A 13,112-nucleotide genomic window follows, 5' to 3' on the forward strand; every position below is an offset into this window, starting at 1 on the left:
CCGCTATTTATCCCCAAAAAAACACGCCGGCACGCCCGCCACGCCTGTCTCCGCCGCAAACACGTTTCCACCCAGCGGGAACTGCTCATGCTGCTCCGGTGTGAAGCCGTGGCGGGCCGTGGTGATGTAAAGGGTTGCTAATCCGGGGCCACCGAAGGCGCAGGAGGAAGTGAACGGCGCGGGCACGGTTATTTTCTGGAGCAGTGCGCCGGTGCCGGGGTCGTAGCGGTGCACGGCGCCGCCACCCCACAGCGCCACCCACAGCTTGCCTTCCGCGTCAATGGTCATGCCATCGGGTAGGCCTTCTTCGTCTTTCGGAAGGCGGATGATGGCCCGCGGATTGGCAATGTTGCCGGTCGCGTTGTCGTAGTCAAACGCCTGCACCGTAAGCGTGGGCGTGTCGATATAGTACATCGTGGCCTGGTCTCGCGACCAGGCGATGCCGTTGGAGTTGGTGATGCCGCGCAGCATCACGTGCAGGCGGCCATCGGGGTCGTAGCGGTAGAGGGTACCGGCGTGGGGCCGCTGCTCCATGTGGAACGTGCCCACCCAAAACCGGCCCGCCGGGTCGCATTTGCCGTCGTTGAAGCGCAGGTTGGGGTCGGTGAGCGGGTTGGCCAGCAGCTTGAGGTGGCCGGTGCGCAGGTCGAGCTCGTGAATGCCAGTTTGCAGGGCCAGCAGCACGTTGCCGCTGCGCATGGGCACCACCGTGCCCACCCGCGCGCCCGTCGGAAAGCAGACGTCCTGTCGGGTGGCCGGGTCGAACACATGAAAGGAGCGGCCTTCAATATCAACCCAATACAGCTGCTGGGTGGCGGGGTTCCACAGGGCCCCTTCGCCCAGGGCTGCTTGGGCGTGCAGAATGGCGTGTGCTTCCATAATGAGTGTTTAGCCATCAGCTCTTAGCTGCCAACCATTATCTTTTGGGTTCATCAACAATACGTTGCATAATGCATAACGGCATCAGTGGGGCTGGGTGAGGGCGCTGTGGTTGAGCACGGCCAGCTGCCCCCGCAGTGTTACTTCTACGGCAGTTTTCGTCTCGATGGGGCAGTGGTCGGCAATGCCCAGCGTGCCCAGCGCGGCGCGGTAATGGTCAATTAGCACGGCTTCTCCGGCTAGTATGATGCTGGCGGGCAGGTTGCTGAGCAGGTCCCGGCACTCGCTGCCAATCACCAGCCCACTCAGGTAAAAATAGTTTTCCCGTTTGCTGGCCTTTTTGAACAAGTCGTTGGTGCGCACCAGAAACGCGTTGTGCAGCAGGTTGGCGTGCTGGCTGGCGCGCACGCCCATTTCAAACCAGTGCCGGTGGTTGGCCTCCTCCAACTGACCGCCCTCTTCCACCGAGGCTGCCAGAATGCTCTTCTTTGACAGAAGCGAAAAAATCTCCCCCGTCATGTAGGTTTCGAACGCCACGGCCTGCCCGGCGCGCACCCGCACGTGCTTGGCGTGCGTGCCGGGATGCAGGAAAAGCTGCTCCTTATCACTGGTTTCAAAGCCGCAGCCCACGAGCTGCACTTCTTCGCCGCGCATCACGTCGACTTCGCTTTTGACGCCAGAAATCAGCAGGACCGGGTTGGTGAAATCAGGGTTTGGCGCAAGCATTTTGATGGCCAGGTCCGAGCCATCGGTGGCAAAGGGCAGCGCCTTGTACGGCAGTTCCAGCATGCCAATGGTAGACGAAGCCATGCCCGACATAACCACGGGAACCGCGTTCAGGGAAGTCCCAACAGCCTTTTCCAGCGTTTTGAGGTGCTTGCGCAGAATACCAAAGTAGAACGCAACGCGCTGCTCAGCGGGCTGGTTGGCTTGCTGCCAGAGCTCCGCCGTGGCCGCGTTGCCTTCTTTGGAGCTGGCCTCGGCCAAGACTTTGAGCCCCGCGCGCTCCACCAGCCGCAACCGGAAAGATGAGGTGCCCCAATCGCAGCTGAGAAAAGTGGTTTGTGAGTCCATGGGCTTACAAGAACGTAAACTCCCCTCCTCAGCCGAGGAGGGGATGTTCGAGCCAAGGGCTCGAACGGGGGTGATTGACTTCGTTGAACGACTCGCAGCCGCTTCGTTCGGGTATCGTTCAACGAGGTCAACCACCCCAGCGTCCGCTACGCGGCCGCGTCCCCTCCTCGGCTGAGGAGGGGAGTTTCGCTCCTACCACTCCGCCACGCTGCCGTCGGCGTTGCGCCAGATGGGGTTGCGCCAGTTGTGGCCAATGGCGGCGCGGCTCAGCAGGTATTCTTCGTTGATTTCGATGCCCAGGCCCGGCCCTTCCGGGATTTTGCAGAAGCCGTTTTCGTAGTCAAATACCGTTTTATCCGTCAGGTAGTCGAGCAGGTCGTTTTCCTTGTTGTAGTGAATGCCCAGACTTTGCTCCTGAATGAAGGCGTTGTGGCAGGTAGCATCTACCTGCAGGCAGGCGGCCAGCGCAATGGGCCCCAGCGGGCAGTGCGGGGCCGCCGCCACATCAAAAGCCTCAGCCATGCTGATGATTTTTTTGCACTCCGTGATGCCGCCGGCGTGCGAGAGGTCGGGCTGGATGATGTCGGCGTAGCCATCAATGAGCAGCTGCTTGAAGTCCCAGCGCGAAAACATCCGCTCGCCGGTGGCAATAGGAATGGACGTGTGCCGAGCAATTTCGCGCAGGGCCTCGTTGTTCTGCGACAGCACCGGCTCTTCGATGAACATGGGGCGGTAGGGCTCCAGCTCCTTGGCCAGCACCTTGGCCATGGGCTTGTGCACGCGGCCGTGGAAATCGATGCCGATGCCCAAGCCGGGCCCGCCGGCCTCGCGCACGGCCGCAATACGGGCCAGCGCCGCATCAATCTTAACGTAGGAATCGATGTATTCCATCTCGTCGGTGGCGTTCATCTTCACGGCCGTGAAGCCCTTGGCCACCATATCGGCGGCGGCTTGGCCCACCTCGTGGGGCCGGTCGCCGCCAATCCAGGAATACACGCGCATCTTTTCCCGCACCCGGCCGCCCAACAGCTGGTGAATGGGGGCATTGTGATACTTACCCTTGATGTCCCACAACGCCTGGTCGATGCCGGCAATGGCCGACATCAGAATGGGCCCGCCCCGGTAGAAACCGCCGCGGTACATCACCTGCCAATGGTCTTCTATGTTGAGCGGGTTCTTGCCGATTAGATTTTCCATGAGCTCGGCTACGGCCGCGGCTACGGTGGCAGCCTTGCCCTCAATCACGGGCTCGCCCCACCCCACAAGGCCGGCGTCGGTTTCTAGCTTGAGAAACAGCCAGCGCGGCGGCACCTGGTATAATGTGAAGCGGGTGATTTTCATAGTTGAATCAATTTGTAAAAACACGTCATGCTACCCGGCCACGGCTTGCACAAACTGCCGCGCTTTTTCCGTCAGCTGCCGCAGGTAGTTCTCCGTTACGGGCTGGCTGGTATCCACCAGCGCGCTGCCCAGCCCGAAGGCCACGGCGCCGGCTTTCTGAAAATCCCGGACGTTATCGAGCGACACGCCGCCGGTGGGCATGAGCGGGATAAAGGGCAGCGGCCCGGCAATGTCCTTAAAATAGGTGGCCCCCACCGAGGCGGGAAATACCTTGATGATGTCGCCGCCGTGTTCGTAGGCCTTCAGTATTTCGGTGGCCGTGAACGCGCCGGGGATGCTCGCGGCGCCGTAGCGCTTGGTCATCCGAATGGTCTTTTTATCGAGCGTGGGCGAGATGATGAACTGCGCGCCGGCGAGCAGGGCGGCGCGGGCCGTTTCGGCGTCGAGCACGGTGCCGGCGCCCACCAGCATGTTGCCCGCCATGGCGCCCGCAAGCTCTGCGATGGAGGCCAGCGCGCCGGGCGAGTTCAGGGTGATTTCCATGGTCCGAACGCCGCCCGCGTGCAGGGCCTGCGCCATTTTCACCAGGTCCGGCGGATGGGCCCCGCGGACGATGGCCACCAGCTTGTGTTCCAATAGGTGCGCTAACGCTGTCATAGCCGGTTTGAAAGAATGCGTGAAGGAATGCTGCCCTCCGACAACGTAGATTGCGGAAAGCGGGTTAGAATACTTCCCGGCGCACCATCGCACCCGAAGCGAAAACCTACCGCTGGCCGCCGGTCAAAACACGACGGACACTACTGCAGTACCCCTGATACGGCCGGGCCGGCGCGCGGCCCATGTTTCTTCTCTTTTGCTGCCTATAATTCTTCGCCATGGGTCCCCAGTTCCTTTTTGCCACGGGTATCGAAAACAGCAATCCCACCATCCAAAACGGCACGGTGCGCGTGGACGAGATGGCTAAATGCGGGCATTACAAGCATTGGCAGAAGGATTTTGACTTGGTGCAGGAGCTGGGCATCTGCTTTCTGCGCTACGGGCCGCCCATTCACACCACGTTTTTGGGGCCGGGCAAATACGACTGGACGTTTGCCGATGACACGTTTCAGGACCTGCTGCGGCGCAACATTGCACCCATCGTGGACTTGTGCCACTTCGGCGTACCCGACTGGATAGGCAATTTCCAGAACCCTGATTTTCCGGAGCTGTTTGCGCAGTACGCCCGCGCCTTTGCCGAGCGGTTTCCGTGGGTGCAGCTCTACACGCCGGTGAATGAGATGTACATCTGCGCGCAGTTTTCGGCCCTGTATGGCTGGTGGAACGAGCAGCTAAGCTCCGACAAAGCCTTCGTGACGGCCCTCAAGCACATTGTGAAGGCCAATGTGCTGGCCATGCGCGCCATTCTGGGAGTGCGGGCCGATGCCATTTTTATCCAGAGCGAGTCGTCGGAGTACTTCCACGCCGAGAATCCGGCCGCCATTCGCCCGGCCGAAATCATGAATGCCCGCCGCTTTCTGTCGCTGGACCTGAACTACGGCCGGCGCGTGGACTCCGAGATGTACGAGTACCTGATGGACAGCGGCATGACGCGCGAGGAATACCACTTCTTCATGCACAACACCATGAAGCACCACTGCATCATGGGCAATGACTACTACAAAACCAACGAACACCGCGTGTCGGCCAACGGCCACACCCGCGCTTCGGGCGAAATCTTTGGCTACCACGTCATCACCAATCAGTACCACGACCGCTACCGCCTGCCGGTAATGCACACCGAAACCAACCTCTGGCAGGGCCCCTGCGGCGACGAAGCCGTGAACTGGCTCTGGAAAGAATGGGCCAACGTGCTGCGCGTGCGCAACGACGGTGTGCCCGTGGTGGGCTTCACCTGGTATTCCCTCACCGACCAAGTGGATTGGGACACCGCCCTGCGCGAAGACAACGGCAACCTCAACCCGCTGGGCCTCTACGACCTGAACCGCAACATCCGGCCCGTGGGCCAGGCCTACAAGCAGCTCATCGCCGACTGGGACCATGTGCTCCCAACCCACAGCATCTGCCTGCAGGTGCCCATCGTGATGCCGCAGGAAAGCCACCGCCTCTGGGCCCAGCAGCAGGAAGCCCACGCCAAGAAAGCCAACGCCGATAAAGACACGGCCGAAGCCAATACTGCCCCCGCCGAATAACGAGCCAGCTGGTGGCGAGTCGCAAAACCGGCCCGACGAGCCTGCCTGGGCAGATGTGGCACGACGCTTGCAAAATGGGCAAGCAGGCGGCCTGCCTTACTCCCGCTGCCTCGCCCACCTATGAAAACCCGCACTTTCATCGCCGCCCTGCTTTTCCTCGGAAGCCTCTCTTTCAGCGCGTCGGCGCAGTTTCGCTTTCCCGATTTCAGGAATATCAAGCTGCCCACCGGGATGAGAACCCCCACCGGCGGCCTCTCCAATACCGAAGCCGCCAACGGCCTGAAAGCCGCCCTGATGCAAGGCATTGGCAAGGGCGCCGACCAGGCTTCCCAAACCGACGGCTTCTACCTGAACCGCCTCATCCGCATTCCGTTTCCGCCTGATGCCCAGCGCGTGGCCACCACGCTGCGCAGCATCGGGTTGGGCAGCCAGGTCGATGAATTTGAGCTGAGCCTGAACCGCGGGGCCGAAGACGCCGCCCGCAGCGCCAAGCCCATTTTCCTCTCCGCCATCAAAAGCCTCACGTTTTCGGATGTCTGGAACATCCTCACGGGCCAGCCCGATGCCGCTACGCAATACCTGAAGCGCACCACCAGCAGCCAGCTCACCAGCGCATTCGCCCCCATCATGCAGCAGAGCCTGAGCAAAGTAGGCGCCACCCGCTACTACACCGACCTGGCCACCACCTACAACCAGCTGCCGCTGGGCAAGCCCGTGCAAACCGACCTCACGCAGTACGCCACCGGCAAAGCCGTAGACGGCCTTTTCACACTCATCGCCCAGGAAGAAGCCAACATCCGCGAGAACCCCGTGGCCCGCACCACCGAACTGCTGCGCCGCGTATTTGGCCGCAACAGCTAAAACGCCCTGGATTGATTGCGTGGCCGGGTGGCGTATGTTTGCGGCCCCTTACCGCAACCGTACGCCACCTTTATTTATATGAGCACTCTTACCATCCGTAGCTTGGCCGAACTGGAAAGCTACGTGGGCCAGGAAATGGGCGTTTCGGCCCTTCACGCCATCACGCAAGCGCAAATCAATCAGTTTGCAGCCGCCACCCTCGACCACCAGTGGATTCACACCGACCCCGAGCGCGCGCGCACCGAGTCGCCGTTTCAGGCCACCATTGCCCACGGCTACCTCACGGTGGCGCTCCTGCCCTACCTCTGGCAACAAATTGTGGCTATCGAGAACCTGAAAATGCAGGTGAACTACGAAATCGAAAGCCTGCGCTTCAACCAGGCCGTGACTGTGGATAGCGAGGTGCGCCTGCGCGCCTCGCTGCTGTCGGTGGCCAACCTGCGCGGCATTGCCAAAGCGCGCCTGGCCGTGACGCTGGAAATTGAAGGTCAGAAAAAGCCCGCTTACACCGGTGTCATCACCTTTCTGTACCATTTCCAGGAACCGGCGTAAGGCGTTGTTGTAAGAACAAGAAAAAGAACGTCATGCTGAGCTTGCCGAAGCATCTCTACCGCAGTAGTAACTGAATTACTGTTGCGGTAGAGATGCTTCGGCAAGCTCAGCATGACGTTCTGGGTTTCTGGGTTTCGTTTAATCGAAACCTATGCAGCGGCCTGCTCCTCCAAATATTCCTCGCCTTCCCGCACCGGCAGCATATCCTTCGATTCTTCTTCGGTGAACAGCCGCGAGCGAATTAGAAACCGCACGCCCAGCGGGATTTCCAGCGAGAAGCTGGCGCCCCGGCCCTTGGTCACGTCCACGGTGAGCTGGGTGTGCTGCCAGTACTCGAACTGGCTGGTGCTCATGAAGAAGTCGCAGCCGTGAATCTGGCCCAGCCACACGTCGTTGCCACCGATGCGGAATTCCCCTTTCTGGAAGCACATGGGCGAAGAGCCGTCGCAGCACCCGCCGCTCTGGTGGAACATGAGCGGGCCGTTTTCGTCGCGCAGCAGGCCAATGGTGGCTTCGGCGGCTTGGGTGACTAGGACTCTTGGAGTGGGCATGTTTTCAATGGGTGAATGGCTGGATGAGTGAGCGCTATTCCCAGCCGATGGGCCACTGCAGAAAGTCGCTGTTTACAAAAATCTGATTTCGGGGCGAGGTGCTTTAGGTACGCTGCCCTTGCGATAAAAAACGTACCGCTTTCCATCGCGCTGGTCTTCTATTATATGGTTTTCAAGGTCGTAAAAGAGACCGTGGGCCGGGTCGGCAAGCCGCGTAATTTCGCCCGTCTCGGCATTGCGCTGGTCTACCCGTAGGGGCCGGCCGGGCTGGGGGACTGCGTACACCCGCAAGGTTGGCATGCCGTGCTGCAGAGGTATTTCGCGCAGCACCCAATCTGGGTTCTTTACCCCAGGCACCGGCAACTTTTGGCCTTGGGCTCCTAGCGAAATTAACATGACGCTCAAGGCGAAAATCCAGTTATTTTTTGCTTGCATGGCAGTCAAACTGTTAGGAACGGGAATAGCCGAATCTACGCAAAATCCGACGGAACGCCGCTTTGCCGAAGCGTTAGGTTTCCATCCTGCCCAAACCAGAACGTCATGCTGAGCGCAGCCGAAGCATCTCTACTGCAATACTAACTTTAATAAGTTGCGCGGTAGAGATGCTTCGGCTGCGCTCAGCATGACGTTCTGGTTGAACTGAATCAGCCTGGTTTTGGCTTAGAAGAAGCCCAGCTTCTGCTTGCTGTAGCTGATGAGCATGTTCTTGGTCTGGCGGTAGTGGGCGAGCATCATCTTGTGATTTTCGCGGCCAAAACCCGAGGCCTTGTAGCCGCCGAATGGGGCGCCGGCAGGGTAGTCGTGGTAGCAGTTCACCCACACGCGGCCGGCCTGAATGGCGCGCGGCATTGTGTAGAGCTCGTGGGCGTCGCGGCTCCAGAGGCCGGCACCGAGGCCGTAGAGCGTGTCGTTGGCCATTTCAATGGCTTCGTCGTTGTCTTTGAACGTGGCCACGGACAGCACCGGGCCGAAGATTTCCTCCTGGAAAATCCGCATTTTGTTGTGGCCGCGGAAAATGGTGGGCTGAATGTAATAGCCGTCGCCCAGCTCGGGGTGGTCGTGGGTGTGGGCTTCGCCGCCAGTAAGGACTTCGGCGCCTTCGGCTTTGCCGATTTCCAAGTAGCTCAGGATTTTTTCGTACTGGTCGTTGCTGGCCTGCGCGCCCATCATGGTGTCGGGGTCGAGCGGATGGCCGAGCTTGATGGCTTTCACGCGCTCGATGAGGCGGGGCATGAAGGCGTCGTAAATATCCTCGTGGATGAGCAGGCGCGAAGGGCAGGTGCAGATTTCGCCCTGGTTGAGCGCGAACATAGCCGCGCCTTCCAGGCACTTATCCAGGAAGTCGTCGTCGGCGTCCATCACTGATTTGGTGAAGATATTCGGCGACTTGCCGCCCAGCTCCATGGTCACGGGAGTGATGTTTTCGGCGGCGTACTGCAGGATGAGGCGGCCGGTGGTGGTTTCGCCGGTGAAGGCTACTTTGTTCACGCGCTTGTTGCTGGCCAAGGGCTTGCCGGCTTCCAGGCCGAAGCCGTTCACGACGTTGAGCACGCCGGGCGGAATCACGTCCTGCAGCAATTCCATGAGGACCATGATGCTGGCCGGGGTTTGCTCGGCGGGCTTCACCACCACGCAGCAGCCGGCGGCCAGGGCGGGCGCAATTTTCCAGGTGGCCATCAGCAGCGGGAAATTCCAGGGAATAATCTGGCCCACCACGCCCAGCGGCTCCTGAATCACGAGCGAGAGCGTGGTTTCGTTCAGCTCAGTGGCCGAGCCTTCTTCGGCCCGAATCACGCCCGCAAAGTAGCGGAAGTGGTCGATGGCCAGCGGCAAATCAGCCGCCATGGTTTCGCGGATGGCCTTGCCGTTTTCCACGGTTTCCACGGCCGCCAGGTGGGCCAGGTTGGCCTCCATGACGTCGGCGATTTTCAGCAGCACGTTGCTGCGCGTGGTGGGCGAGGCCTTGCCCCAGGTTTTGAAGGCTTCGTGGGCGGCGTCCAGGGCCAGCTCAATGTCTTCTTTAGTAGAGCGGGCCACTTTGCAGAAAGCCTTGCCATCGATGGGCGAAGGGTTTTCAAAGTACTGGCCCTTGACCGGGGCCACCCATTTGCCCCCAATAAAATTGTCGTAATGGGACTTGAATCTGGGACGTGCTACCACGGTGGAGGTTGCTTCGAGGGTTTCAGCCATGACGTTGTAAAAAGTAAAGGTTGAGAGCGTTTATCAGGTGGTAAAGTTCCCTGAATAACCTTTCCACGGGTTGTGGTATTGTCTTAAAGTATGCGGGAATAATCGCAACTTGCTGTAGGAACGCGCCTCAGCGCGTTTGACCGTTGAACGACGCCCCCCTGCGTTGCTCATTGCCATTTCCACGACCAGGCCGGCGCGCCTGCCTGAACGCGCCGAGGCATATTCCTGCAAATTCCCACCCATGCCGTCCCGCGTTCACCTGCCCGCCGCCATTGCCCCGCTAGCCCCCGAGCGCCTGCACAGCCTCGTCGAAAACCGCACCGTGTACGCCCTCAATGGTTTTGAGCTGAACGTGTTCGAAACCCACCAGGCCGCCCACCGCGTCCGGCTGCGTCTCGATGGCCTGGCCCTGACCACCATGCTGCGCGGCAAAAAAGTGATGCACCTGCCCGGCCGCGCCGCCTTCGACTACCTGCCCGGCGAGTCGGTGGTGGTAGAAAAGGACGAGTTGATGGAAATTGATTTCCCCGAAGCCTGCCTCTGCCAGCCCACCCAGTGCCTGGCCGTGGCCATCGCGCCGGACACCATCCGCCACACCCTGGACCTGCTCAACGAGCGATACCCCCGCGCCGAAGCCCACCAGCCCTGGTCCCTACAGCAGCCCGACTACGCCCACCTCACCAACACCCCCGAGCTGACCGACACCCTAAGCCGCCTGGTGGCCGTGGCGCGCACTTCCCACGCCAACAAGGACGTGCTGGCCGGCTTCACCCTGCAGGAATTGCTGGTGCGCCTCATGCAAACCCAGGCCCGCCAGCTCATTTCCCACGACTACGCTCGCTACGTCACCACCCACCGCTTTGCAGCCGTGGTGGACTATATCAAGCAGCACTTAGCTGAGAACTTATCCATCGACAAGCTCAGCGCGCTGGCCTGCATGAGCAAGGCCACGTTCTTCCGCGTCTTCAAGCGCGAGTTTGGCATTACACCGGTCGAGTTCATCATCCGGGAGCGGCTGGGCGAGGCCAAGCGCCTGCTGCGCCACCCCCTTGCCAGCGTGGCCGAGGTGTGCCTGCGGGCCGGCTTCAACAACCTCTCCTACTTCCAGGCCCTTTTCAAAAAGCACGAAGGCATGACGCCGGGCGCTTACAAGAAGCAAGTGTAGAAACGCGCCTTGGCGCGTTTAATCGTTGGGGCGGCATTGGTCAGGGTGTGTTTAATTGTTGAGCGGGGCACCGTTCAGGCGCCGAACGCGCCAAGGCGCGTTCCTACAGGTCAGGGGCCCAGTACTCAATGGCCGTGATTTCTACTACTTCTTCCTGCGAACCCAGCTTCAGCGACACTTGCTTCTTCAGCTTCTGGCCCTGCACGGCCCACGCAATGGGCGCCACAAACGCGACTTTACCAGCCGCAATATCCGCTTCGTCGACCCCCACAATGGTAAAGGTGCGCTCCTGCCCCACCCTGCCACCGCGCACGGTGCGCAGCGTGACGGTGGCACCAAAGCGCACTTCCTTGGGGGGCTGCCCGGCGGGGTCCACGGGTTTGGCGCTGCCCAGCCGCTCGGCGAGCAGGGCAATGCGGCCGTTGTAGTAGGACAGCTGGTGGGTGCGGTCTGTGTCGTTGTCGTGGTTGGCTTCGGCCAGGGCGCGCTCGGCTTCGAGGGCGCTGAGCTCGGCGCGCAACAGCTCCAGGCCTTGCGGCGTCACGTAGTTGGGCGTGCCGGGCGGCAGCGCCGCGCGGGGCGGAATGATGGGCGGCGTCTGGGCATCGTCCTCTTTGGTAAATCCTCGGCTCATAGGTGGTTGAACGCAGGCACATGAGTCGGGTTGCCGCGTTGCGGCCCGCGCATTCCCGGCGCCACGGCGTTTTTGTGGGCTCCTTTGCAGCTGGCCCCAGCCACCCGGGGTTGTAATAAGCCGCGTGGGGCGCAACCATCGGCAGCATTGCGCTGTTGAAGGGGCTTTGTGCCCTGGCCACCGCGCCGCCGTTTCCCTCCATGCCCAGTACCGCTTTCGATACGCGTCCTTCTTCGCTCACTCCTGCCCTGTCAATCCACGCGGTACCGCCGCCGCTCAGCAAGGCCCTGGTTTGGCTCATGGCCGTGACCTGCGGCCTGGTGGTGGCCAACCTCTACTACAACCAGCCGCTGCTGGGCGAAATCGGCCGCACGTTTGGTCTTTCCGAGAGCCGCGTGAGTCTGGTGGCCACCGTTACGCAGGTGGGCTACACGCTGGGCCTGCTGCTGGTGGTACCCCTCGGCGACAAACGGGAACGGAAAAGCCTCACCCTGACGCTACTTCTGTGCGCTGCTGTCTGCATGGCCGGGGCAGCCTATGCGCCCAGCTTCGCGCTGCTGGTAGCGGCCAGCTTGCTGGCTGGGGTGTTCTCGTCGGTGCCCCAACTGCTGATTCCAATGGCGGCCTCCCTGGCTTCTGAGGAGCAGCGGGGCCGGGTAGTGGGCAAGGTGATGAGCGGGCTGCTGATTGGCATTTTGCTCTCGCGCACCATCAGCGGCTACGTGGGGCTGCATTTCGGCTGGCGGGCCATGTTTTGGGTGGGGGCCGCCTTGATGGTGCTCCTCACACTGGTGCTGGCCCGGATGTTGCCGCGCAACCAGTCGCACTACGCGGGCAGCTACGGCAGCCTGCTCCGCTCCCTCGGCACCCTGGCCCGGCAGCTGCCGGTGCTGCGCCGCTCGGCCCTGGTGGGGGCTTGCCTGTTCGGGGGCTTCAGCGCGTTCTGGACCACGCTGGTATTTTTTCTGGAAAGTGACGCCTACCATTACCACAGCGACGTGGCCGGCCTCTTTGGCCTGGTGGGCGCGGCCGGAGCCTTCGCGGCTTCCTTCGCCGGCAAATCGGCCGACCGCAAGGGGCCGGACTACGCCCTCACGCTGGGCATTCTGCTGTTTCTGGGCGGCTTCCTGCTGCTGGGCTTTGGCGGCTACCACTTGGCCGGCCTCATCGTGGGCGTGCTAATTGTGGACGTAGGCCAGCAGATGGCTCATATTTCCAACCAAACCCGTGTGTTCAGCCTGCTCCCCGAAGCGCGCAGCCGCCTCAACACCGTGTACATGACGGCCTGCTTCATCGGGGCTTCGGCTGGCTCCTTCCTGGGCGGCCTCGCCTGGGACCATTTCCAGTGGCCCGGCGTGTGCGCTGTGGGCCTAGGGCTGGTGGCGCTGGCCTACTGCGCGAATCGGTTTTACGGCCGGGAGCAAGTAGTAAGCCAATAGCTTTCTTCTTTACATTCAGCTCATTGGGGCTTAACAACTGATTAATTAATTAACCTATGTTTAGGAATATCGAGCCTTAGCCCCAGCGGGGCGACATATCGGTAGTAGAGTTTCTGGGAAGTCGTTTTTCAAGCCCCCTCGGGGTCGTACCCGGAGGGCGGCACTCATTCAATAAGTGTCGCCCTCCGGGTACGACCCCGAGGGGGCTTTAGCATTTTTGCGCTTGATTTTCTACCA

General features: G+C 61.1%; 13 protein-coding genes. 5 read left to right on the forward strand and 8 right to left on the reverse strand.

Annotated elements, in window-relative coordinates; translation table 11 throughout:
• Positions 1–3: 3 nt before the first annotated feature.
• From BEN47_RS07525 to BEN47_RS07540, 4 genes are all read right to left on the reverse strand, one after another.
• Positions 4–879: an SMP-30/gluconolactonase/LRE family protein gene (locus tag BEN47_RS07525; RefSeq protein ID WP_070726836.1), complete on the reverse strand. Its 876-nt coding sequence runs from the start codon at positions 877–879 to the stop codon at positions 4–6.
• Positions 880–963: 84 nt separating this feature from the next.
• Positions 964–1,953: a 2-dehydro-3-deoxygalactonokinase gene (locus BEN47_RS07530; RefSeq protein WP_083322230.1), complete on the reverse strand. Its 990-nt coding sequence runs from the start codon at positions 1,951–1,953 to the stop codon at positions 964–966.
• Positions 1,954–2,145: 192 nt separating this feature from the next.
• Positions 2,146–3,294 (reverse strand): galactonate dehydratase, encoded by a 1,149-nt coding sequence (dgoD, locus tag BEN47_RS07535; RefSeq protein WP_070726841.1) that lies wholly within the window; start codon positions 3,292–3,294, stop codon positions 2,146–2,148.
• A gap of 30 nt (positions 3,295–3,324) precedes the next feature.
• On the reverse strand, positions 3,325–3,951 hold the full coding sequence (locus tag BEN47_RS07540; protein ID WP_070726842.1) for a bifunctional 4-hydroxy-2-oxoglutarate aldolase/2-dehydro-3-deoxy-phosphogluconate aldolase: 627 nt from the start codon (positions 3,949–3,951) through the stop codon (positions 3,325–3,327).
• A 218-nt stretch (positions 3,952–4,169) separates the two neighbouring features.
• Here BEN47_RS07540 and BEN47_RS07545 point away from each other — a divergent pair, with 218 nt between their 5' ends.
• The 3 genes from BEN47_RS07545 (at position 4,170) to BEN47_RS07555 (ending at position 6,896) form a co-directional block, all read left to right on the forward strand.
• On the forward strand, positions 4,170–5,483 hold the full coding sequence (locus BEN47_RS07545; RefSeq protein ID WP_070726843.1) for a family 1 glycosylhydrolase: 1,314 nt from the start codon (positions 4,170–4,172) through the stop codon (positions 5,481–5,483).
• A 120-nt stretch (positions 5,484–5,603) separates the two neighbouring features.
• Entirely contained in the window at positions 5,604–6,344 is a 741-nt protein-coding gene (locus BEN47_RS07550; RefSeq protein ID WP_070726845.1) for a DUF4197 domain-containing protein, read from the forward strand.
• 78 nt (positions 6,345–6,422) lie between these two features.
• A complete protein-coding gene (locus tag BEN47_RS07555) occupies positions 6,423–6,896 on the forward strand; it encodes a MaoC family dehydratase (RefSeq protein ID WP_070726847.1) in 474 nt (157 codons plus the stop codon).
• A 149-nt stretch (positions 6,897–7,045) separates the two neighbouring features.
• Here the strand turns inward: BEN47_RS07555 and BEN47_RS07560 are convergent, their stop codons facing one another.
• From BEN47_RS07560 to BEN47_RS07570, 3 genes are all read right to left on the reverse strand, one after another.
• A complete protein-coding gene (locus BEN47_RS07560) occupies positions 7,046–7,447 on the reverse strand; it encodes a DUF779 domain-containing protein (protein ID WP_070726849.1) in 402 nt (133 codons plus the stop codon).
• A 72-nt stretch (positions 7,448–7,519) separates the two neighbouring features.
• Entirely contained in the window at positions 7,520–7,882 is a 363-nt protein-coding gene (locus BEN47_RS07565) for a hypothetical protein (protein ID WP_070726851.1), read from the reverse strand.
• A 225-nt stretch (positions 7,883–8,107) separates the two neighbouring features.
• Entirely contained in the window at positions 8,108–9,637 is a 1,530-nt protein-coding gene (locus BEN47_RS07570) for an aldehyde dehydrogenase family protein (protein ID WP_070726853.1), read from the reverse strand.
• A gap of 241 nt (positions 9,638–9,878) precedes the next feature.
• On the opposite strand from BEN47_RS07570, the gene BEN47_RS07575 reads away from it, so the two are divergent.
• Positions 9,879–10,802 carry an AraC family transcriptional regulator gene (locus BEN47_RS07575; RefSeq protein WP_070726855.1) on the forward strand — a complete coding sequence of 308 codons (924 nt, stop codon included), beginning with the start codon at positions 9,879–9,881 and terminating at the stop codon, positions 10,800–10,802.
• Between the two features lie 103 nt (positions 10,803–10,905).
• Here the strand turns inward: BEN47_RS07575 and BEN47_RS07580 are convergent, their stop codons facing one another.
• Positions 10,906–11,436: a GreA/GreB family elongation factor gene (locus BEN47_RS07580; RefSeq protein ID WP_070726858.1), complete on the reverse strand. Its 531-nt coding sequence runs from the start codon at positions 11,434–11,436 to the stop codon at positions 10,906–10,908.
• A 200-nt stretch (positions 11,437–11,636) separates the two neighbouring features.
• Between BEN47_RS07580 and BEN47_RS07585 the strand changes: the two genes are divergently transcribed.
• Complete coding sequence (locus BEN47_RS07585) at positions 11,637–12,875, forward strand: MFS transporter (RefSeq protein ID WP_083322231.1); 1,239 nt, start codon at positions 11,637–11,639, stop codon at positions 12,873–12,875.
• Positions 12,876–13,112 lie beyond the last annotated feature (237 nt).

It is taken from the genome of Hymenobacter lapidarius (genome assembly GCF_001816145.1).
Classification (GTDB): domain Bacteria; phylum Bacteroidota; class Bacteroidia; order Cytophagales; family Hymenobacteraceae; genus Hymenobacter; species Hymenobacter lapidarius.

What these genes read in the sequence shown, in the direction of transcription:
- BEN47_RS07575 (WP_070726855.1), top strand. Translation starts at nt 9,879, where the DNA reads ATGCCGTCCCGCGTTCACCTGCCCGCCGCCATTGCCCCGCTAGCCCCC.
- BEN47_RS07565 (WP_070726851.1), bottom strand. Translation starts at nt 7,882, where the DNA reads ATGCAAGCAAAAAATAACTGGATTTTCGCCTTGAGCGTCATGTTAATT.
- dgoD (WP_070726841.1), bottom strand. Translation starts at nt 3,294, where the DNA reads ATGAAAATCACCCGCTTCACATTATACCAGGTGCCGCCGCGCTGGCTG.
- BEN47_RS07570 (WP_070726853.1), bottom strand. Translation starts at nt 9,637, where the DNA reads ATGGCTGAAACCCTCGAAGCAACCTCCACCGTGGTAGCACGTCCCAGA.
- BEN47_RS07560 (WP_070726849.1), bottom strand. Translation starts at nt 7,447, where the DNA reads ATGCCCACTCCAAGAGTCCTAGTCACCCAAGCCGCCGAAGCCACCATT.
- BEN47_RS07540 (WP_070726842.1), bottom strand. Translation starts at nt 3,951, where the DNA reads ATGACAGCGTTAGCGCACCTATTGGAACACAAGCTGGTGGCCATCGTC.
- BEN47_RS07525 (WP_070726836.1), bottom strand. Translation starts at nt 879, where the DNA reads ATGGAAGCACACGCCATTCTGCACGCCCAAGCAGCCCTGGGCGAAGGG.
- BEN47_RS07580 (WP_070726858.1), bottom strand. Translation starts at nt 11,436, where the DNA reads ATGAGCCGAGGATTTACCAAAGAGGACGATGCCCAGACGCCGCCCATC.
- BEN47_RS07550 (WP_070726845.1), top strand. Translation starts at nt 5,604, where the DNA reads ATGAAAACCCGCACTTTCATCGCCGCCCTGCTTTTCCTCGGAAGCCTC.
- BEN47_RS07585 (WP_083322231.1), top strand. Translation starts at nt 11,637, where the DNA reads ATGCCCAGTACCGCTTTCGATACGCGTCCTTCTTCGCTCACTCCTGCC.
- BEN47_RS07555 (WP_070726847.1), top strand. Translation starts at nt 6,423, where the DNA reads ATGAGCACTCTTACCATCCGTAGCTTGGCCGAACTGGAAAGCTACGTG.
- BEN47_RS07530 (WP_083322230.1), bottom strand. Translation starts at nt 1,953, where the DNA reads ATGGACTCACAAACCACTTTTCTCAGCTGCGATTGGGGCACCTCATCT.
- BEN47_RS07545 (WP_070726843.1), top strand. Translation starts at nt 4,170, where the DNA reads ATGGGTCCCCAGTTCCTTTTTGCCACGGGTATCGAAAACAGCAATCCC.